We start from the raw sequence: 26,341 nt of genomic DNA, 5'->3' as shown, positions 1-26,341 counted from the left end.
CGATAGAGTGCGCCGGAGTTTAAGTTTTTAGCGAAATTATCCAATAGGAGCGCACGATGAAAGCCAGTAAGATTTTTCGCGGTTTGACCTTAGCTGGGTCACTAATGTGTTCGGCGGTTTTCGCCGATGTAGACCCCAACCTTCCTGAATACACCGCCACCTCCGGGGTATCTGGAAACGTCAACAGTATCGGCTCCGATACCCTTAACAATCTGATGACACTCTGGGCAGAGGAATTCGCCAAGTTTTATCCCAACGTAAATATTCAGATCCAAGGGGCTGGCTCTTCTACCGCGCCACCGGCACTGACGGAAGGCACGGCTAACTTCGGCCCCATGAGCCGTGAGATGAAAGCTTCGGAAATTCAGGCCTTTGAAGCACACTACGGCTATAAACCCACCGCTGTGCCGGTGGCAATTGACGTGGTTGCTGTGTATGTCAATAAAGATAACCCGATCGAAGGGTTAACCATGGCCGAAGTTGACGCAATTTTTTCCGCCACCCGTCGCTGTGGTTATGGCGAAGATATTACCCGCTGGGGTCAGGTGGGTTTGACAGGTGCCTGGGCTAACCGCGACTTCACCATTTACAGCCGCAATGCGGTCTCTGGTACTTACGGCTTTTTCAAAGACGTAGCCCTGTGTGGCGGCGATTACAAAGCCAGCATCAACGAGCAGCCCGGTTCTGCTTCGGTAGTGCAGGGTGTGAGTGAGTCAATTAACGGTATTGGCTACTCAGGTATCGGCTATGTCACCTCCAGCGTGCGCGCTCTGCCATTGGCAGCCGAAGAGGGTCAGCCCTATGCGCCGGCCGATGCCGAGCACGCGGCCGACGGCAGCTATCCGATGGCGCGCTTTCTCTATGTTTACATTAACAAGCACCCCAATCGCCCACTGGACCCCATGCAGGCTGAATTCCTGAAAATGGTGATCTCCAAGCAGGGACAGGAAGTGGTCGTGCGCGATGGCTATATCCCCTTGCCAGCCAAGGTTGCCGAGCGGGTAACCAAAGAGCTGGGTCTGTAACAATGCAGGTTGCAGCCCTGCGAGCGGGATAACCGCTCGCGGGGCTGCCGTAAAAAATGTCACAGTTCGTTGTTAGTATCGCCTCATATAATAATCGCTTAATGCTTGTGGTGGCGGATAACACGAAACATCTACTCTCTTCACCAGGATTTTCAGGCAATGAGTGACACGACTGCCGCACCTCAGGCGGGCGAGAGCCTAATGCCCAATGCCCGTGAACGGGCCAGGTTGCGTAATATTCGCCGACTTAAAGACCGTTTTTCGCGCTGGGGCGTGGCTAGCGCCGGTCTCGCCGTAGTGGGCGCGCTGGGGCTGATTTTTTTCTATCTCTTTTCCGAAGTGGTGCCTTTACTAAAAGACGCCGATGTTGAGCTTCAAGAGTCCTATCCGGTTAGTGCCACAGGCGCCAACACCAATGTTGAACATTTAATTTTAGAGCGCTACGAGGAGCTAGGGGCCAAGGTTACCGCCGATGGCGTCAGCTTTTTCCGCGCCGATTCAGGCGAGCCCTTATCGGATTATGCAGTGGCGACGCCAGCAGGCGCACAGTACACAGCGCTGGGGCAAAGTACGCCGGGAGAAGCGCTGCTGGCGTATGGTTACAGCAATGGTCAGTTGACATTGGCGCAGCTGAGCTACCGCTTAAGCTATCCGAATGATCAGCGCAAGATTTCTCCTCAGTTGGGTTTCCCGCTGGGTGAGGCTCCTCTGCAATTTGACGAGCAGGGGCGCGAGCTGACACAGGTGGCGGTGCAGGCAACTCAGCGCGGTTATGTGATGGCGGCGGCGACCGCCGATGGCCGCTTGCTGTTGGGCCGTTATTCTGCGCGCGAAAATCTGATGACCGGCGAAATTACCACCACCGGTGGTGTCGAGGCTATCCCCGCTCTGCCCAGTGGTGCCAGACCAGTATTGCTGGAAGTGGATAAAACCGCGAGCCACCTGGTGGTGGCTGATAACCAGGGAAAGTTGCACTTATATGATATCGCCGACCGCGGCGAATCCACATTGACCGAATCGGTCGCAACCGAGCGCGGCCAGGTTACGGCTATGCGATTCTTAGTCGGTACCGGCTCTTTGGTTATTGGCACCGACAGCGGCAGTGTGAGCCAGTGGCTTTTGGTGCGTGACCCCGAGAATATTTATCACGTACAACCGGTGCGTGACTTTGAATCACTGCCGGCTAGCGTGACCACAATTACCCCCGAATACGCCAGACGCGGCTTCTGGGTGGGCGACAGCGCCGGTAATATCGGTGTGTACCATGGCACCGCAGCTCGCACCCTGATGGTGGAAAAGGTCGCCGACAACGGCATTGAGCAGATCGCGATATCGCCAATCAATCGCAAGATGCTGCTGTTGGACGATTCCGGCAAGGTCCAGGTGATGGATGTGTGGAATGAGCACCCGGAGATCTCTTTCAGTTCTCTGTGGCAAAAAGTCTGGTATGAGGGGCGTAGCGGCCCTGAATACGTGTGGCAAGCGTCGTCCGGCGGGGATGAGTTCGAGTCGAAAATGAGCCTCGTACCCCTGTCGCTGGGTACTCTTAAAGCCGCGTTTTTTGCCATGTTGTTTGCCATTCCGCTGGGCATTATGGGTGCGCTTTACACCGCTTATTTTATGACGCCCAAGATGCGTGGTTTGGTAAAGCCCACCATTGAAATTATGGAAGCCTTGCCTACGGTTATTCTGGGTTTTCTGGCCGGGTTATGGCTGGCGCCGTTTTTAGAAAATCATCTGCCAGCAGTTTTCAGTGTACTTATCTTTATGCCACTGATGATGTTGGTAGTTGGCTACAGTTGGTCCAGATTACCTCAAGGTGTGCGTACTCGCGTGCCTGAGGGTTGGGAAGCGGCTATTTTGATTCTGCCTATTCTTCTGACCGGCTGGCTCTGTGTGGTACTCAGCCCGTTTGTCGAGGTGTGGTTTTTCTCTGGCAGCATGCGTCAGTGGTTTACCGACAACGGCATTGACTACGACCAGCGCAATGCTTTGGTCGTGGGGATCGCCATGGGCTTTGCGGTGATTCCGACCATTTTCTCCATCGCCGAAGATGCCATCTTTAACGTGCCTCGCCACCTGACTCAGGGTTCTCTGGCTTTGGGGGCAACACGCTGGCAAACCGTGGTCGGGGTTGTATTGCCGACCGCCAGCCCGGGCATCTTCTCTGCGGTAATGATGGGTTTTGGCCGCGCTGTGGGTGAAACCATGATTGTATTGATGGCGACGGGTAACAGCCCTGTGGTGAATTTCAACATCTTTGAAGGTATGCGCACCCTGTCGGCCAATATCGCGGTAGAACTGCCGGAAACGGCGGTCGATAGTACCCACTTCCGGGTTCTCTTCCTCGCGGCAATCGTGCTGTTGACGCTCACTTTTATCGTCAATACCTGCGCGGAAATTATTCGTCAGCGTCTGCGTAAACGCTACAGCAACCTTTAATACCGGGAGACGACACAAATGAAAGATTGGTTTAAAAGTGGCGCCCCCTGGATCTGGCTGAACGGCGGTGCCGTGGCGTTGTGTGTAGTGATGGTGGTGGGCCTGATAGGCCTGATTGCGATTCGCGGGTTTGGCCATTTCTGGCCCGCCGATGTTCTGCAAACCACAATCATTGATAAAAGCGGTACCGAGCATGTGATTCTGGGCGAGAAGGTCCGTGCGGAAACCATTCCCTCAGCGGTCGCCCGCGATGGTGGCTACACCGTACCTGAGGATGTCGAACTGGTTACCCGCTACTTGGTGAAACAGGGTAATCGCGATGTCAGCGGCCGCGACTTTAACTGGTATATGGAGACCGGTATGGGTGAGTGGACCTATCCGGAAAATGCCATGGTTATTGAGCGCCGTGAGTGGGGCAGTTTTTACGGCTTCCCGGTCGCACTGCAGGAGAATGGAGAGCAGCTACTCAGCGCGACCGAGGAGGATTTCTGGCAGGCACTGGACGAGCGGGTCGAGCGCAGCGTAGAGCTGCACGATGAAATCAACCATATCGAGAAAGTCGACATCGGCCGTATCAATCACGCCCTGGAGCGGATGCGTTTGGAGCGTCGCAGATTGGAGCTGGAAGGGGTCGATTCAGCAACTATGGCCGAAGCAGAGGCGGAATTTGCCGCGCGCAAGGCCGAGCTGGATGCTCAGTATGTGCAGGTAAAAGCAGAGCGCGACGAGCTGTATCGACAGCTGGGGCGCGATACCCTGGTGGCCGAAGTGGCTTCGGGAACCCGGGTCAACATTCCGCTGCAAAACATCGTCCGGGTTACCACTCCGAACTCTCTGGGAGTTATTGCCAAACTCGGTCAGTATATGGAGCGTTTTTGGGAGTTCTTGACCGACGAGCCGCGTGAGGCTAATACTGAAGGCGGTATTTTCCCCGCTATTTTTGGCACGGTAACCATGGTTCTGGTGATGTCGATTATCGTCACACCTTTTGGTGTACTGGCTGCTATTTATTTGCGTGAGTACGCTAAGCAGGGGCCGGTGCTGCGCCTGATTCGGATCTCGGTTTATAACCTGGCTGGTGTGCCCTCTATCGTTTACGGTGTTTTTGGCCTGGGCTTTTTTGTCTACTTTTTGGGCGGCAGCATTGATGAGCTGTTTTATCCCGAATCTCTTCCCGCGCCCACATTTGGTACACCGGGTTTGTTTTGGGCCTCTTTAACACTGGCGTTGCTGACACTGCCGGTGGTCATTGTCTCCACCGAAGAAGGCTTATCGCGTATTCCTACCACCATCCGTCAGGGCTCTTTGGCGCTGGGGGCGACTAAGGCCGAAACTCTATGGAAAGTGGTGGTGCCTCTGGCAACGCCTGCCATGATGACGGGATTGATTCTGGCAATTGCCCGCGCCGCTGGTGAAGTAGCACCTTTGATGCTGGTGGGTGTGGTTAAGCTGGCGCCTTCGCTGCCGGTGGATGGCAACTACCCGTACTTGCATCTGGATCAAAAAATCATGCACCTGGGTTTCCACATTTACGATGTGGGCTTTCAGAGCCCCAACGTAGAGGCGGCGCGCCCGCTGGTGTACGCCACTGCGTTGACGTTAGTGCTGTTGATTATTGTGCTGAACCTGACCGCCATTCGAATTCGCAATAGTCTGCGTGAAAAATACCGCAGTGCGTCTGATTGATAACGGGAGTTGAAACATGTTAGAAACCAATGATGCCAATGAGCAGAGCATTGCTAACGATAAAAGTACGGCCGCCGAGCAGGCGAGGGAAGCTGCCAACTACCGCGCCGCTGTAGAGTCGCCGCTGGCTAGCAAGCCTGCGGTGCAGCGCCCCAATGAACAAACTGAACCTATGTCTATGGAAAACGAAACTATTAAGCTGCAGGTCTCGGATCTGAACCTTTACTATGGCGAAAAGCGGGCGCTGAATAATATCAGTCTGGATATCCCCGAAAAGAAAGTGACGGCGTTTATCGGCCCCTCGGGTTGTGGTAAATCTACCTTGTTGCGCTGTTTTAACCGCATGAATGATCTGGTGGATTCCTGCCGTATCGAGGGCAAAATCTTGCTGGATAAGGACGACATCTACGCCCCGGGTGTAGATGTTGCCGAGCTGCGCCGCCAAGTGGGAATGGTGTTCCAAAAGCCCAACCCCTTTCCCAAATCGATTTACGAAAATGTCGCCTATGGTTTGCGTCTGCAGGGAGTTAAGTCCAAGCGTACCCTCGACACAGTGGTAGAGAATTCACTGCGCGGTGCCGCTTTGTGGGACGAGGTAAAAGACCGTCTACACGACAACGCTTTTGGCTTGTCCGGCGGTCAGCAACAGCGCTTGGTGATTGCCCGTGCTATTGCCATTGAGCCAGAAGTTATTTTGTTGGATGAACCGGCATCGGCGCTGGACCCAATCTCAACGCTGAAAATCGAAGAGTTGATTTACGAGCTCAAAGACAAGTACACCATTGTGATTGTTACGCACAATATGCAGCAGGCGGCGCGGGTATCGGATTACACGGCGTTTATGTATATGGGGGATCTGATTGAATTCGGCGACACAGATACCCTGTTTACCAATCCAACAGAAAAACAAACCGAAGATTATATTACCGGTCGCTACGGTTAAGTCGCGCGCAATCGCTTACATTTACTTTACACAGAAGATAATTGGCTATGGATATTACCAGTCACACTCACCATATCTCCCAGCAGTTTAATATCGAGCTGGATGATATTAAAACGCACCTGGCAGAAATGGGCGGTATGGCAGAGCGCCAGGTGAATGATGCTATTACCGCGATGATTGAGGTGGACCTGGAGAAGGCCGAGCAAGTAGTGCACGGCGATCGCAAGGTTAACTCAATGGAAGTTTCCATCGATGAAGAGTGCGTGCGTATCCTCGCAAAACGCCAGCCCGCAGCGGGGGATCTTCGTCTGGTGATTGCGGTGACCAAAGCGATTACAGACCTTGAGCGCATCGGCGATGAGGCGAGTAAGATTGCGCGTCAGGCTATTGCCTTAAGTCGCGATGGAGCGGCCCCGCGCGGCTACGTAGAAATGCGCCACATCGGCAATCATGTATCGCGCATGTTGCACGATTCACTGGATGCCTTTGCTCGCCTTGATTTGGACGTAGCGCTTAAAGTGGTGCAGACAGATCGCACTGTGGATATGGAGTACTCCACCGCTATGCGTGAGATGATCACTTACATGATTGAAGATCCGCGCAGCATTACCCGCGTGTTGAATATTATGTGGTCCTTGCGGGCGCTGGAGCGTATTGGTGACCATGCGCGTAATATCGCCCAGTATGTAGTCTATTTGGTAAAAGGTGAAGATGTCCGCCACGGCAGCTATGAGGAAATTGAAGAGCAGTTGCAACAGGGCGACTCTGACGATTAGTCCGGTTTTACTTTGACGCTCAGGCGCGGTTAAATAGCCATACATCTTAATAATGGAGGAATTATGGCTCGCACCCCGTCAAATATGCTGCCTTTAGGCACAGATTTACCGCAGGTGAAACTGCCCGATGGCGCCGGCGACATTTACAATATTCGCGACAATCTAAAAGACAACGGACTGCTGGTGATGTTTATCTGCAACCACTGTCCGTTTGTCTTACATATAGCCGATTTTCTCTCTCCCATGGCCCGCGAACTCAGTAAACTGGGTATCGGATCTGTGGCCATAAGTTCCAACGATGCTGCACAGTACCCGGACGACGCACCGGATAAAATGGTTGCTTTTGCCGCCCAGCACGATTTCCCCTTTCCCTACCTGTACGATGAGTCGCAAGACGTGGCGCGCGCTTTCGACGCCGCCTGCACCCCCGATTTTTATCTGTTCGATGGTACCGGGAAATTGGTTTATCGCGGCCAGATGGACGGCGCGCGTCCCGGTAATGACGAGCCGGTAGACGGGGCGGATTTAATCGCTGCTGCCAAAGCCCTGGCTGAGGGCGGCGAGGTCAGTCCGGCTCAGCGCCCGAGCCTGGGGTGCAATATTAAGTGGAAGGGGTAGTTATTCTGCGTCGCTTTAACGGCACCTGCATAGCGCTGCTGCTAGGGCTCTGGCTACTGGCAGCCGCAGTGCACGGCCAGGAAGTAACCCTCAAAGATATCGTCGACACCAATACTGTCGCAGAAGAGGAAGCTGCTCATTTACAGCGAGCGCGCCCACTGGCAACGCCTTTGGGGGCGGTTTTGTTATTGCGCGAAGCGGGGCGTAACGAGCAGTGGCGCACTATGGCAGAGTACGCCGACTTTCGTTATTTGCCCGACGAGATTAAAGACATACCGCCCGAAGAGCTGATGCGCAAGCTCACTTTGGTGTGGGAGCAATACCAGATACTGGACCTGACCGGCATTAGTGACGAGGAGAGCGGCAAGCTGGACGACGGCCTGCCCCCTTATCGCGAGCTATTGGGTAGTTTGAGCTATGGTTCAGAGCGCTACGATATCTTTTTGCAACGTGTGCCGGATGACCAGGGTCGCCAGGTATGGAAGCTCTCCAATGCCAGCATTGCACAGATTCCCGAGCTGTGGAGCCACTACGGCTATCCACCGCAGTTAGAAATACTCGAGCGCTGGCTGCCAGACTTTAAGCTCTTCCACATGCACAATTGGCAGGTGGTCGCTCTGGTTTTACTGGTGGTGTGTGCCTGGATCGGCACTGGTATTATCAAGTGGATTTTACTCAAACTGGTCGATCGTTTTTCTATTTACGGCGATACCATGCAAAGGCTTATTCGCAAGCCTTTGCGCCGATTCTTATTCTTTCTGTTTTTAAACTGGAGTGTGTTTCAGTTGGGCCTGCCACTAAAAGCGCGGGTTATTTTCGATACTGGTTTTCTCGCTTATCTGGCGGCGCTTTTTTTGGCGCTGGGGGTGGTAGAGTTTTTACGAGCAATTTATGTGGGCCGCGCGATCGCCCGGGATGAAACCTATGCGCCAGGTTTCGTCACCCCACTGGTCACCACGCTGAAGGTTATTATCATCGTTCTGGCGGTGTTGCTCTGGTTAGAGAGTGCCGGCTATAACATGGCGACAGTGCTGACCGGTTTGGGTATCGGCTCGCTGGCGGTGGCGCTGGCGGCGCAAAAAACTCTAGAGAATGTATTCGGTGCTTTTACCCTGTTTATCGCCCGACCCATAAAGCCCGGAGACTTCTGCTGCTTTGGCAATGTAGTCGGCACGGTAGAGGAAATTGGTTTGCGCTCAACGGTGCTGCGTAAGCTGGACCGTACCCTGGTCAATGTACCCAATTCATTGTTTTCCGCGCAGGTGTTAGAGAACTTTTCGGCCATTGATCAGCGTTTGTATCGGCAGAGCTTTTATGTGTCGCTCGAGGTAGGCAGTGAGAAATTGCAGGCTGCATTGGTTGAAATGAATAAGGTGCTTGAGGAGCATCCGCGGGTGCTCGAAACGTCACGCAGAGTGCGATTTGAAGCCGTGCAGCGTCAAGGTTTTTTACTGCAGGCCAATGCCTATATAAATACCGCTGACTTCAGTGAGTTTTTGCCGGTGGCTGAGAGCTTAAATCTACGCATGTTGCAAGTGCTGGAAACTTTGCAAATATCTCTGTCGCACTGGAACCCAGAGTTTGAAAAGTAACGGTGGTAGAGCATACGCCATAAAAAAACCGCATTGCTGCGGGTTTTTTTATGGCTGCTTATTAGCGAGTTTCTTGCTCGCGGGCAATGGCCCGATAGGCAATGTCGCGGCGCAGATACACATCCTGCCACTGGATTTTGTCGGCCAGCTGATAGGCACGCTGCTGCGCTTCGCTGACGGTATCGCCCAGGGCTGTGGCGCAGAGTACGCGACCACCGTTGGTTACCACTTGGCCGTCTTTTTCCGCCGTGCCGGCGTGGAATACTTTTTCGCCGTCGGTTTCAGTTTCTGGCAAGCCGCTAATCACATCGCCCTTGTTATAACTGCCGGGGTAACCGCCGGCAGCCAGTACCACGCCCACTGAGGCGCGAGGGTCCCATTCGACGGTGACTTTATTCAGCTCGCCACGGGTTGCGGCCAGGCACAGCTCGACCAGATCAGACTTTAACCGCAACATAATTGGCTGGGTTTCGGGGTCGCCAAAGCGGCAGTTGTACTCAATGACTTTGGGAGTGCCCTCGCTGTCGATCATCAGGCCTGCATAAAGGAAGCCGGTATAGCGGTTGCCTTCGGCGGCCATGCCCTCCACGGTGGGCTTGATGACTTCGTCCATAATGCGCTGGTGCACATCGGCGGTCACGACCGGGGCGGGGGAATAAGCTCCCATGCCCCCGGTGTTCAGGCCGGTATCACCATCACCGGCGCGTTTGTGATCCTGGCTGGTGGCCATGGGCAGAATATTTTCGCCGTCCACCATAACGATAAAGCTGGCCTCTTCGCCTGTCAGAAACTCTTCAATCACCACGCGACAGCCGGCATCGCCAAAAGCGTTGCCGGATAGCATATCGCGCACGGCTTCTTCGGCTTGTTCAAGGGTTTCGGCAACGATAACGCCTTTGCCGGCAGCCAGGCCGTCTGCTTTCACCACAATGGGCGCGCCTTTCTCGCGCAAGTAGGCCAATGCGGGTTCAACGTCGGTAAAATTCTGGTATTCAGCGGTAGGGATTTTGTGGCGCGCTAAGAAATCTTTGGTAAAGGATTTAGAGCCTTCCAGTTGCGCCGCGCCTTTGCTGGGGCCAAAGCACGCCAGGCCGTGTTCAGCAAAGTAATCCACCACGCCTTCCACCAGGGGCACTTCTGGGCCGACAATGGTCAGCTCGACTTGCTCGGCTTTGGCAAACTCTACCAGTTGGGCAAAATCACTCACGCCGATATCGACGTTTTTAAGCTTGTCGTCCAGCGCAGTGCCGGCATTGCCCGGGGCCAGAAAGACGGTATCGACTTTTTTGCTTTGCGCCGCCTTCCAGGCCAACGCGTGTTCGCGGCCACCGCCGCCGATGATTAGGATATTCATAAAGAGGGCTTGGTTCTGTGGATGTTGAGTGTTTTTTGGCTCGTCGGACGTCTGACGTCCGACGAGCATTCGACTTAGTGCCTAAAATGACGCATCCCGGTAAACACCATGGCGATACCTGCTTCATCCGCCGCGGCGATAACTTCTTCGTCGCGCATGGAGCCGCCCGGCTGAATCACAGCGGCGATACCAGCGGCCGCGGCATTGTCGATACCGTCGCGGAAGGGAAAGAAAGCGTCGGAGGCCATCACTGAGCCGGGTACTTCAAGGCCCGCGTGTTCGGCTTTAATGCCGGCGATGCGCGCGGAGTTAACGCGGCTCATTTGGCCTGCACCCACACCCACGGTGGCACCATCTTTACCGTAGACAATCGCGTTGGATTTAACCATTTTGGCGACTTTCCAGGTGAACAGCAGGTCGCGCATTTGCGCCTCGGTGGGCACTTGTTTAGTGACCACTTTCAAATCGCTTTCGCTAACCGTGCCATTGTCACGGTCTTGTACCAGTAGGCCGCCGGCGACGCGTTTGTAGTCGTAGTCAGCGGGCGCTTGACCCCATTCGCCGCAAGCTAGCAAACGCACGTTTTTCTTCGCACTTACCGCTTCTACGGCGGCGGGGTCAATCGCCGGGGCGATAATTACTTCGACAAACTGCTTGTCCACAATCGCTTTGGCGGTGGCGGCGTCCAGAGTGCGGTTGAACGCGATAATGCCGCCAAAGGCCGATTCTGGGTCGGTGGCAAAGGCGCGTTCATAGGCGTTCAGCAGACTATCAGCAGTCGCCACACCGCAGGGGTTGGCGTGCTTAACGATAACGCAGGTGGGAGCGTCAAACAGCTTGACCGTTTCCAACGCTGCGTCGGTATCGGCGATATTGTTGTAGGACAGCTCTTTGCCCTGCAGCTGCTCGGCGGTAGAGATGGTGCCAGGTGCTGGTTTTTTTTCGACAAAGAAAGCGCTTTTTTGATGGGAGTTTTCACCGTAGCGCAAGGTTTGCACCTGATGAAACTGGCTGTTGAAAGTGCGCGGAAAATCTTCGCTGCCACCTTCAACTAAGCGGCCGAAGTAGTTGGCAATAGCGCCGTCGTAGGCGGCGGTGTGCTCGTAGGCTTTAATGGCTAAGTCAAAGCGGGTTTTGTAGGTGGTGCAACCGTTGTTCGTTTTGATTTCACCGAGCACTTTGTCATAGTCGCTGGCGTTAACCACAATGTTCACCCAGGCGTGGTTTTTAGCCGCAGCGCGCACCATGGTTGGGCCGCCGATGTCGATGTTTTCAATCGCGTCTTCTAAAGAGCAATCTGGCTTCGCGACGGTGTTTTCAAAGGGATAAAGGTTAACCACCACCATGTCGATAGCGCCGATGTCATGCTCGCTCATGACCGCATCGTCCTGGCCGCGACGGGCGAGAATACCGCCGTGTACCTTCGGGTGCAGGGTCTTGACCCGGCCGTCCATCATTTCGGGGAAGCCAGTATAGTCGGACACTTCAACGGCGGGTATCTGGTTGTCTTTAAGCAGGCGATAAGTGCCGCCAGTAGAGAGGATTTCAACACCAGCTTGGTGCAGCGCGGTGGCAAATTCGACAATTCCGGTTTTGTCCGACACGCTGATCAGTGCGCGTTTTACCGGTGCCAGGTCGGTGACATTGCTCATATGGTTTCGGTTTTCCATTAGCATGTTGACAGGGGGTAAAAATAAAAAGGGTGGTAATAACCACCCCGGAGCCCAGGCGTTTGACGCCTAAAGCGCTGTTACAGCAAGCCGTATTGCTTCAGCTTTTTGCGCAGGGTACCGCGGTTTAAGCCCAATACTTGTGCGGCGCGAGTTTGGTTATGGCGGGTGTATTTGAGTACCACTTCAAGCAGCGGAGCCTCCACCTCGGCCAATACCATTTCGTAGACGTTGCTTACCGACTGGCCATCCAGGTGCTGGAAGTAGTTTTCCATAGCTTGCTCTACACTGCCTCGCAGAGACTGGCCCTGAGGTTCGGCCACGTTTTGCTGGGGCGCAATGGGAGCATCGGTAATAAAAGTTTCTGCTGAATTCATGCCGCTTTTTCCTCTCTTTCTATCAGCGGTTCGAAGTATTTGCGAACGCTGGCATGTTGATCTTCGGTCTTTTCCAGCTGGTTAAAACTGGCGCGAAACGGCTCGCTATCGGGCATGGTTTTTAAATACCACCCCAGGTGCTTGCGCGCTATGCGCGGGCCCATAACGGGGCCGTAAAATTCGGCCAGCTCCTCCAGATGGGCACATAGTATGTCCCTGATTTCACTCAGGGGAGGCTCCGGCAAATGGTCACCTGTGCGCAGGTAATGATCAATCTGCCGGAAAATCCAGGGGCGCCCCTGGGCCGCCCGTCCAATCATGACGGCCTGAGCGCCCGTATGGTCGAGTACCTGGCGCGCCTTTTCAGGGCTGTCGATATCGCCATTACAAAACACCGGAATTCCTATCTGGCTTGCCACCTCAGCGATAGTGTCGTACTCGGCGCTGCCGCCAAATCGGCAGGCGCGGGTGCGGCCATGAATCGCTAAAGCGGCAATACCTGAGTCTTCGGCAAGGCGGGCAATAGCAATCGCGTTGCGTGTCTCAGGACACCAGCCGGTGCGTATCTTAAGGGTGACGGGCACTGTTACGGCGGCTACTACCGCACGCAAAATATCCGCCACCAGTTGTTCATCCTTTAACAGGGCTGATCCCGCTGCTTTTTTGCAGACTTTTTTGGCTGGGCAACCCATATTGATATCGATGATTTGGGCGCCGTTGTCGACGTTGAGTCGGGCGGCATCGGCCATCATCTGCGGGTCGCCACCGGCAATTTGCACGGCTATTGGGCCCGCTTCACCGCGGTGATCCAGTCTTTGACGGCTTTTGCGGCTGTGCCACAGCGAACTATCAGAGGTAACCATTTCGGAAACGACTAATCCCGCACCCTGCGAGCGACACAACTGACGAAATGGACGATCGGTTACACCGGCCATGGGGGCGAGTATCACCCTTGAGTCGATGTGATAGGGGCCAATCTGAAACACTGTCAACTACCTACCGACGCTATCTGCCACTTGGATTGCTCGCCGGCCATTTGCCAGGCAAAGGTGCCGCCGAAAAAGGCTGGCTATGATACCTTTTTGCAACCGGATTGGGAACGCAGAAATCACACAGATTGTGTTTTTTTTAGCCGATTTTGGCCTTGACTTTTAGCGAATATCCATGCGGTAGTTGACCGCCTCCGGGCCTGGGTCGGCCAGCTCCAGCGAGAGCTGAATCGGCTGTTTAGGCGGCATTTGGCTGCTGCCAGCAAGTTCGCCGCGCAGATACTCGGCCGGGGTGAATTCGCGGCTGGCCACGGGCTTGCTGTTGGCGTTGGTGAAAACCAATAGCAAGTTTGGGTAGGCCTGGGCGAAGGGGGCGTTGTTGAGAATCATGGCATCCACCAGCAGTGCGCTGGCAGTTTCAGGGTGATTGCGCACGACTAAATTGTAGGTTTTGATGCGGGATTTATCGGCGCGATCGGGTAGAGTGCAGCCCAGCGTATCGCAAACCAGTTCGTAGTAGGGGCGATAGGTAGGTGAGCGGCTCAGGCGGTCGAATTGCAGCCAGGCTATCTGGGCTACTAGGGCAATAACCGCGAGTAAGCTCAGGCTGCCCCAAATCAGGCGCGAGCGCCAGCGGCTGGCAGAGATGCCGGTCATTTCCACCGGCACTGGGTCTATGCCCATCAGTAGCGCGTTGCGCTCGCTGTCGTAGGCGCGCAGCTTTTCGCCATAGAGCGACTCGTCATCTTCGTCACTATCGTTAAGATGAAAACGCGGCTCGGGGGCGGTTACTTTACTCTGCGCGGCGGGTTCTTGCGTCTCTGTTTCGTCCAGCTCTTCATCGGGCTCGGGTAAGGGTTCAGAGTCGTCAATTATAAAGTCGTCGTCATCCAGACTGGTGGGGTAAGTGTCGTATGTAGGTTGCGGTTCGTTACCTTTTGGCGCAATGTCTACCGGGTCGCTGCTGTCTTCTTGCAGCAAACTTTCGGCCCAGGACTCGTCACTGTCATCGACAAATTCCCGCTCTTCTTTGCTCAGGTTGCGTTCGAACAGCGAGCGGCTTTCCTGTCTGGAGCCAATATAGAGAGCGTCTTCATCACTGTCTGGACCTTTGTCCATGTCATCGCTGATCAGAAAGTCATCATCCAGTTCGCTTTCGCGATCAATTTGCTCTTGATCAAATTCGAGTTTGCCGGGGCTTTCTACAGGGGGAGGGGCTAGCGGCTGCGGCTCCTCTATAGCAAGACTGGTTTGCTCCGGCGGTGGCTTCTGCTCGGATGAGGCAGGGGCAGGTTTGGCTGGTTTTTTGGGCTTGGCAATGGCACCTTCAATTAGGTGTTGTTCGGCGTTAAAAATGTGCAGGCAAGAACCGCAGCGCACCGCGCCCTTTGCTTTTTGTATCTGAGTCGGAGTAATCCGAAAAGAGGTTTTGCACTGTGGGCAGCGGGTAACCATTGTAGCCATGGATCAGCCAGTCCTTTCCAAATGCGCGTGGCGTAAAGTTCACTGAGTGTAACGGCAAACCGAATTGCGGTAAATTGGCGCCATTTTACCGAACTTTGCGTCCTGTTATCCGAACCCACTCGTCTTTTTGTGCAATCGGGTCAAAATCGAACTGCTCCCGGTAGGCGTCCATTACGGCCTCGGCCTGGGTGGCCAAAATACCGGACAGGCACAGCAGGCCGTTTGGACGGGTTAGGGCGGTCAGCTTGGGTGCCAGCTCTGCCAGTGGCCCGGCCAGTATATTCGCCAGTACTAGATCGGCCTCTGACTCGGGTGCCTGTTTCGGCAGGTAGACGGGCATAGCATCTGTCGCCAGATGGTTGCGCGCAGCATTGTCTTTGGTTGCTATCAATGCCTGGGGGTCGATATCCACACCCAGCGCACGTTTCGCACCCAGCTTGAGCGCGGCAATGCCGAGAATACCCGAGCCACAGCCATAATCGATAACGTCTAAGCCGTCCAGCACCTGATCGTTAAGCCACTCCATGCATAAGAAAGTAGTGGGGTGGGTGCCGGTGCCAAATGCGAGGCCTGGGTCGAGTAAAATATTGATCTTCTCTGGTTCGGGCGGCTCGCACCAGCTGGGACAAATCCAAAGTCGATCCCCGCAGCAAATGGGATGGTAGTTACTCATCCACTCGCGCTCCCAGTCTTTGTCTTCGAGCTGTTCCCAGTGGTGTTCTGGCAGCTCAGTGCCGAGCGCGCGAGTAATGATTGAGGTGGTAATTGCCGTGTCTATCTCGGCATCGAACAGACCTGTTAGTTTGACTTGATCCCATAGAGGTGTCTCGCCGAGACCGGGCTCTAAAATGGGCTGGTCGGCATTATCCTCTAGGGTGACTGAACAGGCGCCGGCGCTTAACAAGGCGTCTTCCAGGGTTTCGGTTTGTTTGCGGGTGGTGATCAGTTTTAATTGTAACCAGGGCATAGTCGTCGGCTGCAAGCAAGGCGCTGCCACAGGGGCAGCGCGGCAGAGGGCTAGCCCTCGAGCTTTTTCTCCAGATAGTGAATGTTCACCCCGCCTTCGCGGAAAGGCGCGTCGCGAACCAGGCGTTGTTGCAGCGGAATATTGGTGCGAATGCCATCGATGATGGTTTCCTCCAGCGCATTTTTCATGCGATCCAGTGCTTCAATGCGTGTGTCCGCGTGGGTGATGATCTTGGCGATCATGGAGTCGTAGTTGGGCGGTACTGAATAGCCGCTGTACAGGTGTGAATCTACCCGAACTCCCAGACCGCCTGGCGCATGGTAGTTCTTAATGGTGCCAGGGCAGGGCATAAAGGTTTTGGGGTCTTCGGCGTTAATCCGGCACTCGAAGGCATGGCCGCGAATGACGACATCTTCTTGCTTGATGGACAGCTTTTGTCCTGAACAGACGCGAATCTGCTCTTTGATGATGTCGACTCCAGTAACCATTTCAGTCACCGGATGTTCTACCTGTACACGAGTGTTCATCTCGATGAAATAAAAGCGTCCGTCTTCGTAGAGAAATTCGAAGGTGCCGGCGCCTTTGTAGCCTATATCGATACAGGCTTGCACACAGGACTGGGCCGTAGCTGCGCGCACGTCATCAGGAATGCCGGGGGCAGGGGCTTCTTCCAACACCTTTTGGTGGCGGCGCTGCAAAGAGCAGTCGCGATCGCCCAGGTGGATGGCGTTGCCCTGGCCGTCGGAGAGAATTTGAATCTCCACGTGACGTGGATTCTGCAGGAATTTCTCCATGTACACCGTGTCGTCGCCAAAGGCACTTTTGGCTTCGTTTTGGGTGATGCTGATCGAGCTCATTAGCGAGCCCTCGGTGTGCACCACGCGCATGCCGCGCCCACCGCCGCCAGCGGCCGCTTTAATGATAATCGGGTAGCCGATACGGCGGGCAATTTCATGGCACTTGTCGGCGTCGTGGGTCGGCAGTGGGCCGTCCGAGCCGGGCACGGTGGGAACACCTGCTTTTTTCATCGCTACAATGGCCGACACCTTATCACCCATCATGCGGATCACATCTGGATCTGGGCCAATAAAGGTAAATCCGCTTTTTTGCACTTGCTCGGCAAAGTCGGCATTCTCGGCCAAAAAGCCATAGCCTGGGTGCACGGCCACAGAGTCCGTGACTTCCATGGCGCTAATGATTGCCGGAATATTCAGATAGCTTTGTGGCGATGGATTGGGGCCAATGCAAACGGATTCGTCTGCGAGGCGCACGTGTTTTAGGTCGCGATCGATTTTGGAATGCACTGCCACGGTTTTGATGCCCATCTCTTTACAGGCGCGCAGCACCCGCAGGGCAATCTCACCGCGGTTGGCGATCAGAATTTTTTCAAACATAAACCAACTCCTCGATAAATCGGCACAGGGTGCTTAAACGATGGTTACCAAGGGCTGATCGAACTCTACCGGTTCGCCGTCTTCAACCAATATGGCCTCAATGGTGCCAGATTTGTCGGCTTCGATCTGATTCATCATTTTCATTGCTTCAACGATGCAGATAACGTCGCCGGCTTTAACTTGTTTGCCTACCTCGATAAACGGCGCGGCGCCCGGGTTGGGAGAGCGGTAGAAGGTCCCTACCATAGGCGAGACCACGGCGTGGCCGCTGTGAGCTGGCGCTTCGGCTGCCGCCGGGGCTGCCTCTGCCGCCGGGGCTGCCGGCTGCGGGGCAGGTGCGGGGGCCGCCGGTGGTTGGGCGTAATAAGGCTGTGGGCTTATCCCAACATTGCCTGAGTTGCGGCTGATGCGAACAGACTCTTCGCCCTCTTTGATTTCCAGCTCGCCGATATCCGACTCTTCCAACAGTTCGATCAGCTTTTTAATTTTACGAATGTCCATGGGTGCCCTCTCTCAATACGGGTGACGAATGTTAGTTTAGGGTTTAGCCGTACGGCTGAATGCCGCTTGCAGGGCCAATTGATAGCCCTCGGCGCCAAGGCCGCAAATTACGCCCTCGGCAATATCTGAAAAATAGGATTTGTGGCGAAACGCCTCACGTTTATAAACGTTGCTCAAGTGCACTTCGATAAACGGAATATCGACGGCCAGCAGTGCGTCGCGCAGCGCCACGCTGGTGTGGGTAAAGGCGGCGGGGTTGAAGATGATAAAGTCCACTCCTTCCGTGCGAGCCTCGTGGATTCGGTCGATCAGTTCGTACTCGGCGTTGCTCTGCAGGGCCAGCAAGTGATGGCCCTGGGCACGGCATAGTTCGCCGAGCTGGCGATTGATATCTTCGAGCGTGGTGGCGCCATAGACGCCCGGCTCACGAGTGCCCAGCAAATTCAGGTTGGGGCCGTGCAAAACCAAAATGCTCGCCATACTCGAATCCTTATCCCGTCGGGTTGCTGTCATCGGCGGTTGCCACAGGATCGGGAGTTTGCCGCAAATTGCCGTCTCTGTCCACGCTGCGGCGCATTTTTTCCATAAATCCCGAAAAATAGCAGCACGTTTACGTACGTTTAGCGGCTTTTGCGATTTTTAATTGTCGTGCTGTTTTCGTTTGCAGTGCGGTTTCAGGTAATTTCGCGGGTTTTAACCTCAGGTTTTAGACATATTAGGTAAAAGTTTGAGAAAAATCCAAACTTAGCGGCTATCGTTCGCTAATTAGTGGGTTATCGGGGTAACTTTGTGCAAAAGCGGACAGCAAATGTTCGCGCCGCAGCAATTGCGGCAGAATTTCAGCGTTACCTGAGCTTCCTGGTGGGTACCACAAGTACAGTGGCACGCCGCTGCGCTGATACTGCTCCAGAAGTTTGGTGATGGTGGCATCGTGGTTAGTCCAGTCGCCTTTCAGGGTGGCGATGTTGTAGTGATCAAAGGCAGCGGCTACGGCCTCGGTATCGAGAGTGATACGCTCGTTGGCCAAGCAAGTGAGGCACCAGTCGGCGGTCAGGTTGACAAAGACACCGCGCCCGTCGGCGCGCAAGGCTTGTAGACGTTCGGCGCTGTAGGGCTGCCAGCGATCTTGCTGCTCGGTGTCCCGCTGCAGCCATAAAAAAGGCAGACTGAGGGCGATAATGAGTGCGCTGGCGGTCAGGATGCCGAGGCTCCACTTGCCAACGGCGCTGCGAGGGCTGTGACTTTTGAGCCAGAGCGCCATGGCAAAACAGAACACTCCCGCGAGCAAGATGACTATCGCATCAGTCCCGGCTTGGCGACCCAGTACCCACAGCAGCCACAGGGCGGTGAGGTAAAGCGGGAAAGCCAGCGCCTGTTTTAAGGTATCCATCCAAGGGCCAGGTTGTGGCAGGTGGTGCACCAGGCGCGGAAAATAACACAGCGCCAGCAGGGGCAGCGCCATGCCAAAACCCAGGGCACAAAAAATAATTAGCGACACCAGCATAGGCTGGGTTAGGGCGTAGCCCAAAGCAACACCCATAAAAGGCGCTGTACAGGGGCTGGCGACCACAGCGGCGAGAATACCGGTAAAAAACGATCCGGACAGTCCCGATTTCTGTGCCAAGCCCTGGCCAATTCCCATAGAGCCCGCGCCTATATTCAGCAGCCCCGAAAGGGCCAAGCCCATTGCCAGGAACAGATACACCAGCGCCGCGATCAGCATGGGCGATTGCAGCTGAAAGCCCCAGCCGATGGCCTCGCCGCCGGCTCGGGCTAGCATTAGCGCACTGGCGAAAGCGGCAAAACTTAGTACGATGCCGCCGGTGTAGGCCCAGCCGTGCAGTTTTAGGCGCTCGCGGTGCGCGCTGGCGAGGCTTAGCACCTTTATGGAAAGCACAGGGAAAACACAGGGCATGAGGTTGAGTACAATGCCGCCAAGCAGGGCGAACACAATAACCAGCGGCAGAGAATTCGTTGGCTCTGCGGTTTTGGCTGGCGTCTGAAATTGCGCGGCGTCTATGACTTCGGTGCTGCCATTGGTGGGGTCGATTTGAAGGTAATCATCGTGCGGCGGGTAGCACAGTCCGGCGTCGGCGCAGCCTTGAGATTGCACCTTTAGCTTAAAGGGCTGTGTTTGTTCGCTCAGCGGCAGGGTAAGAGTCGCACCGGTGTAGTAGACCTGCATGAATTTTTCAAAGTATTCGTCGAACTTTTCTTCGCTGGCAGAAAAGCTGGGGTTCAGTGCTTCGGCGGCTGAAGTTTGAAGATTAATCTTTTCTCGGTATAGGTAATAACCGGGCTCGATGTCCCAGTGAATGATCAGTTGATTGTCTTTTATCCAGCTGGATAATAAATAGGCTTCGGTGACCGGTAAAAATTCGGGCTCGCTACCGTCGCTGTCTGCTCCCAGCGTTTGCTGCGCAACTGGCGATGCCTCTCCCTTGCTGTCTGGAGCAAATAAAGATTTGGTATCCGCTAGGCTCGAGCTGGCCGCAGCCAGCAACAACAAGTAAATGCCAATAGCTGGGAAGAGAGAACGGTAAAGTTTGTATGTCATGAAAACTTGCCTGCGATGGATTCGAAGCCTAAGTAAATTGTCAGCGTAAGATCTGTTCTCGTTCGCTTGGTTCCCTTGATGTTGTTAGACCTTTAGGGGCGTGCGCGTTGCCGAGGCTTGGCCCCTCGGGCTACACTGGCGTTCTGCAACCACAGCTTAGTTACTGCGTCCAAACGAGGTTATCAATAAGTGGTGTTAAATACCTTGCTCTATCGCTGCTGCCTATTTCTAGGTGCGATTATGCTTGTCGCTTGCGCCGGGCCGCAAGTCGAACCAAGCAAATCCGAAGTCGTGCAGGTGCAGCCGCGCGAGCCCGAACTTACCCCCGAGCAGCGGCGCGCGCAGCAAATCGCTGAGTTACTATATGGTGCCGATCGCGCTCTGGCTCGCGATCGTTTGCTAAGTCCTGCCTACGACAATGCTTATGATCGCTACAGCTCAGTACTGTTGTTAGACCCTGACAATAAGGCCGCTACGCTCGGCTTGCAGTCGATTGTATTGAGGTATTTGGACATGGCACGCAGCGCCGCTCAGCGCAGCCGCTTTAGTGAGGCCGAGACTTACCTGGATCGTGCCGCCCGGGTTTTACCCCAGGATACGGCTGTGCAGTCGCTGGTTGCTCAGCAGCGAGATGCCATCGAAAAGCCCGCCGCTCGGCCCATATCTAATGACAGTGTCGCGCTCGACCGTGCGGCTCTGGCGCAGCGCTCCGACGCTATTAAAGCCAAGCTGGCTGAGCTTGCTCTAAGGGCAAAGACCGATGACAGCATGGTGTTGATTGTCGCGGGTACCGATGCGCAGGGGCGCTGGATTTACCAGACCATGCGTGAAGCCGTAGCCGGTTATTTGCTGCGCGGTGATATACAAATAGGCAGTCCGGCGCGAATCGAGTTTCTTCCCCCACTTTAAGCAAGAGAGTAACAACAGTGATAAAACAACGACTGGGTTTTCACGGTACCGCCATTTTGCTCAAGCTGTTGGTCATTGTGTGTGGTTTCAATATGGCTAATGCAGCAGCACAGGAAATAACGGTCCGCGACGCCAGTATGCGTTTGCCTGTGCCGGGTCAGAGCACGTCTGCGGCTTATTTTACCATTATAAATAACGGCGGCAGTGAAGCTGTGCTGCAATCTGCAACGTGTACTTGTTCGGCCTCTGCAGAACTCCACTCCCATAGCAGTGAAAACGGGGTGATGAAAATGCGCCATGAATCTGAGTTAAAGCTCGCCCCGGGGGAGAGCTTTACCTTTGTTTCAGGTGGCTGGCATGTGATGCTAAAAGACGTAAATAAATCGTTGCGCAGTGGTGAAACGGCAGAATTGACTTTGAACTTTGCAAACGTTGACCCTGTTGTGGTTTCCCTGCGTGTCACCAGTTTGTTTGATGAGCCGGATCATCAACATCATCACTGATAAGGAGCAAAGGTAATGGATAAAGTAAAACGCCAGTGGCACAAGCTAACCGGTAAGGGCGATTCCGTCAGCGAACTGGAGTCGGAATCCATTGCCTCAGATACACAACGCCGCGAGCGGAAAAAGCCGACCTGGTTAGTTTTGCCGGTGCTTGGCGTGATGCTCTTACTGCTAGTGCTGGGGATGTACTGGAGCTACACGCCGGATACTTTCAATGTGCAGGCGCGTACCGAAAGCGTGCTGGCGCAAAAGTCGCGCGCGCCGGTCATTGGCGCGGCGACCACAGTCAGTTTAATTTCGGTGGCCGAAACCTTGCTGGATAAACGCGGGGGTTATCTCAGTAATGATGTAACGCCTCCCAGTGTGTGGTTGGACAATATGCCCAACTGGGAATATGGCGTGATTATTCAGGTGCGGGATATGAGTAAGGCCATGCGCGAAGCGTTTAGCCGCTCCCAGTCTCAATCTTTAGAAGATAAGGATCTAGCACTGGCTGAATCGCGCTTTAATTTTAACAACGACAGCTGGCTGTTTCCTCCCACAGAAAAACAGTATCGCGAGGGTACCAAGCACTTACACGCATACTTAGAGCGTTTGATCGATCCGGCCCAGAAGAATGCTCAGTTTTATGCCCGTGCTGATAACTTACGCTACTGGCTTGCTACCGTAGAAACCCGTTTGGGCAATTTGTCTCAGCGACTCAGCGCCAGTGTAGGTCAGCAGCGTTTGAATATTGATTTGGCCGGTGAGGCCGGCGCGGCCCAGGCTACCCCAGCGCCGGGCGATGAATTCGTTAAAACGCCCTGGATGGAAATCGATGATATTTATTTCGAGGCGCGCGGCTCAGCGTGGGCGTTGATTCATTTTCTACGTGCGGTGGAGCAGGATTTCGCCGATGTTTTGCAAAAGAAAAATGCTCGTGTCAGCTTGCAGCAAATTATTCGTGAGCTGGAGGCGACCCAGCATCGAGTTTATAGCCCTATGATTTTAAATGGCAGTGGCTTTGGGGTGTTGGCGAATCATTCTCTGGTAATGGCTTCCTATATTTCCCGGGCAAATGCCGCCATTATTGATTTGCGGGAGCTACTCGCGCAAGGATGACAGAGGCGTTCTTACTAACTCGCGGTTGGCGCGACAGCCGCCGCGGCTTGGAGTTGGAATATTGGTGGGCTACGGATAACGGCCCTATCCATACCAGGCACACCGCCCAAGAGGCGGTTTTTTTTATTCTGGCGAGTAAGCTCAAAGACGCTCAGCAATTGTTGGCGCCGATGCGCGGCTGGCGCAGTCGTTTGCTAGAGCTAAGCACTCGTGACGGTAAAACCGTGGCGGCGCTGTACTTTTCGCGAGTTGCTCTGGCACGGGAGGCGGAAAAGCGTCTGACCTCCCATGCTATCGCCTGCTGGGAAGCCGATATCCGTCCGGCAGAGCGTTTTTTGATGGAGCGCTTTATTACCGCTGCAGCCGACTTAGAATCGCCCAAACAGTCAGCCGATAGCTGGCTTGATCCAGCACTCAAGCCCAGTAATTACCGCCCATCTTTGAAACTTGCCTCAGTGGATATCGAAACCACTATGGACGCTCAGCGTTTGTATTCCATCGGGGTGTTTTCGGCTAGCACGCGAGTTGTGTATATGGTCTCTGAATTAGATGTTGAGAGGCAGTTGGACGAGGGCACACGGCTGGTGTTTTGTCCCAGCGAAAAGGATTGTTTGCTGAAATTTTTGCAGTGGCTTGAGAGCGAGAACCCGGATGCGTTGATCGGTTGGAATCTGGTGCAGTTTGATCTGTGGGTGCTACAGCAGTTGGCGGATCGCTTACAGGTAAAGCTTACGCTCGGGCGCGGCGGGCGAACGCCGCACTGGCGAGAAGAAAAAGGTGAAGGCGGGCGTCGCTTTGTCAGCGTTCCTGGGCGGGTTATGCTCGATGGCATCGAGTTGCTAAAGGCGGCCAACTATCAGTTTGAAAGTTTTGCCCTCGACCAGGTTGCCAGCGAGCTCTTAGGAGAGGGTAAGCTGTTACATGGCGCTGGGCGTGGCGAGGATATTACTCGCTTGTTCTCCAGTAACAAGCCGCAGCTTGCGCGCTATAACCTGAAAGACTGCGAGTTGGTGTGGAATATTTTTGAGCGCGAGCGTTTGCTCGCGTTTGCCGTTGAACGCAGTCAGTTGACAGGGCTTTTGCTGGATCGCATTGGCGGTTCAGTGGCGGCTTTTGAATACGGCTATTTACCGCGTTTGCATCGCGCCGGGTTTATTGCCCCCAATCTTGGCGAGCTGAAGACCGATATCATCAGCCCCGGTGGGTATGTAATGGATTCGGATCCGGGGATTTATCATCACGTTTTGGTGTTGGATTTTAAAAGTCTGTACCCCAGTATTATTCGAACTTTCTGTATCGATCCCTGTGCCTTTTGGAAGGCCAGACTCGGTTTGGTTGCCACTGCGCAATGTGTGCCGGGCTTTAATGGCGCGGAGTTTGATCGCGATAGCGCTATCTTGCCGGATATGATCGAGAATCTATGGCAAGCGAGGGAGCAGGCAAAAGCGCAAGCGAATGTACCTTTGTCTTATGCCATAAAGATTATTATGAATTCGTTTTACGGCGTTCTGGGCTCCCCCGGATGTCGTTTCTTTGACCCGCGAATAGCCAGCTCTATCACTTTACGTGGTCACGAAATTATTCAATCCAGTAAGCGTTGGATCGAGCAGCAGGGGCAGAAGGTTATTTACGGTGATACCGATTCGGTATTTGTGTGGCTCAGTAATGAGAGTGAAAATCTTAGCAATGAGCGCGCGCGTGAAATCGGTGTGGAGTTAGCCCAGGGGTTAAACTTGTGGTGGCGTGAAAAGTTATCTCGTGAGTTGAAGATTGATTGCGCTTTGGAAATAGAGTTTGAAACTCACTACCGAAAGTTTTTAATGCCCACGGTGCGCGGTTCGGACGAAGGCAGTAAAAAGCGTTACGCCGGTCTGGCCACTAAAGGCGATAGTGAAACACTCGTGTTTAAAGGCTTGGAGTCGGTGCGTACCGATTGGACCTTGCTGGCGCGCGAATTTCAAACCGAGTTATACCGCCGCGTATTTTTAGACTTGGATTACCGCGACTATGTGCTTGCGGGTGTGAATCAGTTAATGCAAGGCCGTGCGGATGACAAGCTGATCTATCGCAAGCGCTTGCGCCGCCGGTTGGATGACTATGAGAAAAATATTCCCCCACATGTGCAAGCCGCGCGCAAACAGCGCGATTGGGGCGAGGGGGTCTTGCGCCGTGGCGATTGGGTGAGTTATGTGATAACGATTAACGGCGCTGAGCCCGCCGCTGCGAGACGTAGCCCAATCGATTACGAGCACTACCGCGAAAAGCAGTTAGCGCCGGTGGCCGACGGTATTCTGTACTTTTTAGGCGATTCGCTGGCCGCGATTACCGACCAGCAAATTTCGCTTTTTTGATTATCTGTCCGGGCCGCTTACCAACTGTTGACCGTGGCCTCTCCGGCATTGACTATCACATCAAACTTTCGGTTGGCACCGTTGACGACAACCGTGTCGTTCACTTCAATGCCACCTGTGGTAATGCTGATGCTGTAGCTGCCGTTGCTGCGCGCCAATGTATAAAGGCCGCTGGCTGAGGTGGTCGTGTTAGCGTTGCCAATACTCACGTTGGCGCCGCCAAGCCCCTCACCGACATCGTAAAAATTATTGCCATTACTGTCGTTATAAACCACCCCGCTCACAAAGTAAGATGAGCCGCTGGCAGCAAAACTCTGCGTCAACATCGATGACAAAAACCAGTCGCCATAATTGCCGCTGAAATAATAGGTGCCTATATTTTGCCCCACGCCCACTTCTTTGAAGTTTGTGCTAAGCAAGTTGCGCCTGTGCCCTGCGGATTCAAACAGACCTTGGTGATGGGAGTAAATGTAGGTGGTTTTATTCAATGATGAACCAGAGGTGCCCGCGACGGCGATGTTTTCGCCGTAACTGTAGGGCGGATTAAATGCGTAACCCGCCGCGGCCATGCGGTCACCTGGGTCACTGCCGTTTTCCCCCGTATGTGAAAAGATGTCTGAATTTAGCATCCACTGGCTGTGATCGCGTGACGCCTGCAGCAGTTGACGATTGTGAGCGAGGGGTGGCTTTTGCGCACTGCTAATGGTCCCAGGGTTCAAACCTTGGTTTAGGTCGATGCCGAAGCGGGCGGCTTCGGCCTCTGGATCAAAACGGGCGCGATTGATCAGTTCCAGCATCAGCACCTCTTGGGCTGACGGGTTACTTTGTGCCAGTTGACTGCGCGGCGTGGCCGATACCTCGGCACTGTCTTCGCTCTCCTGAGTGTCAGTGGTGGCCGTAACCACAAAGTAGTAGGTCTGATCATTACTAAGGCCATTGACTTGCCAGGGTGCGCTGACATCTTCTTGCCAATCGCCATTGTTAAAGGCGTGGATATTGGTGCTGTTGATATAGGGCTCGCTTGCCCAGTACAGATTGTAGCCGGTGGCGCCTGGCACCGGGTCCCATACTACACTGACTCGGTTGCTTGCGGCGGAGGTTTCCAGGCCCGTTACTGGCACC

Annotated in this window: 22 protein-coding genes; 11 read left to right on the top strand and 11 right to left on the bottom strand. The window is 54.3% G+C overall.

What is annotated here, in order from left to right; genetic code table 11:
• Positions 1 to 56: 56 nt before the first annotated feature.
• From NHM04_RS06905 to NHM04_RS06875, 7 genes are all read left to right on the top strand, one after another.
• Positions 57 to 1,025, top strand: a complete 969-nt coding sequence (locus NHM04_RS06905) for a PstS family phosphate ABC transporter substrate-binding protein (protein ID WP_254266255.1) — start codon at positions 57 to 59, stop codon at positions 1,023 to 1,025.
• A 159-nt stretch (positions 1,026 to 1,184) separates the two neighbouring features.
• Positions 1,185 to 3,467, top strand: a complete 2,283-nt coding sequence (locus tag NHM04_RS06900) for an ABC transporter permease subunit (RefSeq protein ID WP_254266254.1) — start codon at positions 1,185 to 1,187, stop codon at positions 3,465 to 3,467.
• Between the two features lie 18 nt (positions 3,468 to 3,485).
• Positions 3,486 to 5,153, top strand: a complete 1,668-nt coding sequence (gene pstA, locus NHM04_RS06895; protein WP_254266253.1) for a phosphate ABC transporter permease PstA — start codon at positions 3,486 to 3,488, stop codon at positions 5,151 to 5,153.
• Between the two features lie 178 nt (positions 5,154 to 5,331).
• Positions 5,332 to 6,096 (top strand): phosphate ABC transporter ATP-binding protein PstB, encoded by a 765-nt coding sequence (pstB, locus tag NHM04_RS06890; RefSeq protein WP_254266605.1) that lies wholly within the window; start codon positions 5,332 to 5,334, stop codon positions 6,094 to 6,096.
• A gap of 47 nt (positions 6,097 to 6,143) precedes the next feature.
• Complete coding sequence (phoU, locus tag NHM04_RS06885) at positions 6,144 to 6,872, top strand: phosphate signaling complex protein PhoU (RefSeq protein WP_254266252.1); 729 nt, start codon at positions 6,144 to 6,146, stop codon at positions 6,870 to 6,872.
• A gap of 63 nt (positions 6,873 to 6,935) precedes the next feature.
• On the top strand, positions 6,936 to 7,490 hold the full coding sequence (locus tag NHM04_RS06880; RefSeq protein WP_254266251.1) for a thioredoxin family protein: 555 nt from the start codon (positions 6,936 to 6,938) through the stop codon (positions 7,488 to 7,490).
• On the top strand, positions 7,478 to 9,082 hold the full coding sequence (locus NHM04_RS06875; RefSeq protein ID WP_254266250.1) for a mechanosensitive ion channel family protein: 1,605 nt from the start codon (positions 7,478 to 7,480) through the stop codon (positions 9,080 to 9,082). Before NHM04_RS06880 ends, NHM04_RS06875 begins: the two co-directional genes overlap by 13 nt.
• Before the next feature lie 61 nt (positions 9,083 to 9,143).
• Here NHM04_RS06875 and purD read toward each other — a convergent pair whose 3' ends face one another.
• The 10 genes from purD to NHM04_RS06825 form a co-directional block, all read right to left on the bottom strand.
• Positions 9,144 to 10,436: a phosphoribosylamine--glycine ligase gene (purD, locus tag NHM04_RS06870; protein WP_254266249.1), complete on the bottom strand. Its 1,293-nt coding sequence runs from the start codon at positions 10,434 to 10,436 to the stop codon at positions 9,144 to 9,146.
• Positions 10,437 to 10,510: 74 nt separating this feature from the next.
• A complete protein-coding gene (purH, locus tag NHM04_RS06865; protein WP_254266248.1) occupies positions 10,511 to 12,088 on the bottom strand; it encodes a bifunctional phosphoribosylaminoimidazolecarboxamide formyltransferase/IMP cyclohydrolase in 1,578 nt (525 codons plus the stop codon).
• Positions 12,089 to 12,186: 98 nt separating this feature from the next.
• Positions 12,187 to 12,483, bottom strand: coding sequence for a DNA-binding transcriptional regulator Fis (gene fis, locus NHM04_RS06860; protein WP_254266247.1), 297 nt, complete (start codon positions 12,481 to 12,483; stop codon positions 12,187 to 12,189).
• A complete protein-coding gene (gene dusB / locus NHM04_RS06855; protein ID WP_305881963.1) occupies positions 12,480 to 13,475 on the bottom strand; it encodes a tRNA dihydrouridine synthase DusB in 996 nt (331 codons plus the stop codon). The genes fis and dusB overlap by 4 nt, the downstream gene beginning before the upstream one ends.
• A 159-nt stretch (positions 13,476 to 13,634) precedes the next feature.
• Complete coding sequence (locus NHM04_RS06850; protein WP_254266246.1) at positions 13,635 to 14,936, bottom strand: DUF3426 domain-containing protein; 1,302 nt, start codon at positions 14,934 to 14,936, stop codon at positions 13,635 to 13,637.
• Between the two features lie 85 nt (positions 14,937 to 15,021).
• Positions 15,022 to 15,903, bottom strand: coding sequence for a 50S ribosomal protein L11 methyltransferase (gene prmA, locus NHM04_RS06845; RefSeq protein ID WP_254266245.1), 882 nt, complete (start codon positions 15,901 to 15,903; stop codon positions 15,022 to 15,024).
• A gap of 50 nt (positions 15,904 to 15,953) precedes the next feature.
• A complete protein-coding gene (gene accC, locus NHM04_RS06840) occupies positions 15,954 to 17,297 on the bottom strand; it encodes an acetyl-CoA carboxylase biotin carboxylase subunit (RefSeq protein WP_254266244.1) in 1,344 nt (447 codons plus the stop codon).
• A 33-nt stretch (positions 17,298 to 17,330) separates the two neighbouring features.
• On the bottom strand, positions 17,331 to 17,798 hold the full coding sequence (gene accB, locus NHM04_RS06835) for an acetyl-CoA carboxylase biotin carboxyl carrier protein (RefSeq protein ID WP_254266243.1): 468 nt from the start codon (positions 17,796 to 17,798) through the stop codon (positions 17,331 to 17,333).
• 36 nt (positions 17,799 to 17,834) lie between these two features.
• Positions 17,835 to 18,278, bottom strand: a complete 444-nt coding sequence (gene aroQ, locus NHM04_RS06830; RefSeq protein WP_254266242.1) for a type II 3-dehydroquinate dehydratase — start codon at positions 18,276 to 18,278, stop codon at positions 17,835 to 17,837.
• A 271-nt stretch (positions 18,279 to 18,549) separates the two neighbouring features.
• On the bottom strand, positions 18,550 to 20,355 hold the full coding sequence (locus NHM04_RS06825; RefSeq protein WP_254266241.1) for a protein-disulfide reductase DsbD: 1,806 nt from the start codon (positions 20,353 to 20,355) through the stop codon (positions 18,550 to 18,552).
• 240 nt (positions 20,356 to 20,595) lie between these two features.
• Between NHM04_RS06825 and NHM04_RS06820 the strand changes: the two genes are divergently transcribed.
• The 4 genes from NHM04_RS06820 to NHM04_RS06805 are packed head-to-tail and all read left to right on the top strand — an operon-like array spanning position 20,596 to position 25,219.
• Positions 20,596 to 21,264 (top strand): tetratricopeptide repeat protein, encoded by a 669-nt coding sequence (locus NHM04_RS06820; protein WP_254266240.1) that lies wholly within the window; start codon positions 20,596 to 20,598, stop codon positions 21,262 to 21,264.
• 56 nt (positions 21,265 to 21,320) lie between these two features.
• Complete coding sequence (locus NHM04_RS06815; RefSeq protein WP_254266239.1) at positions 21,321 to 21,767, top strand: copper chaperone PCu(A)C; 447 nt, start codon at positions 21,321 to 21,323, stop codon at positions 21,765 to 21,767.
• Positions 21,768 to 21,782: 15 nt separating this feature from the next.
• The gene (locus tag NHM04_RS06810) at positions 21,783 to 22,868 is read left to right on the top strand and encodes a DUF2333 family protein (protein ID WP_254266238.1); all 1,086 of its coding nucleotides are present in this window, start codon (positions 21,783 to 21,785) and stop codon (positions 22,866 to 22,868) included.
• The gene (locus NHM04_RS06805; RefSeq protein WP_254266237.1) at positions 22,865 to 25,219 is read left to right on the top strand and encodes a DNA polymerase II; all 2,355 of its coding nucleotides are present in this window, start codon (positions 22,865 to 22,867) and stop codon (positions 25,217 to 25,219) included. Before NHM04_RS06810 ends, NHM04_RS06805 begins: the two co-directional genes overlap by 4 nt.
• A gap of 17 nt (positions 25,220 to 25,236) precedes the next feature.
• Here NHM04_RS06805 and NHM04_RS06800 read toward each other — a convergent pair whose 3' ends face one another.
• Positions 25,237 to 26,340 (bottom strand): CAP domain-containing protein, encoded by a 1,104-nt coding sequence (locus NHM04_RS06800; protein WP_254266236.1) that lies wholly within the window; start codon positions 26,338 to 26,340, stop codon positions 25,237 to 25,239.
• Between the last annotated feature and the right edge of the window lies 1 nt (position 26,341).

Source organism: Gilvimarinus sp. DA14, from assembly GCF_024204685.1.
Taxonomy (GTDB): domain Bacteria; phylum Pseudomonadota; class Gammaproteobacteria; order Pseudomonadales; family Cellvibrionaceae; genus Gilvimarinus.
Note: the sequence above shows the minus strand (reverse complement) of the source record. Positions and strands in the feature narration are given on the sequence as shown.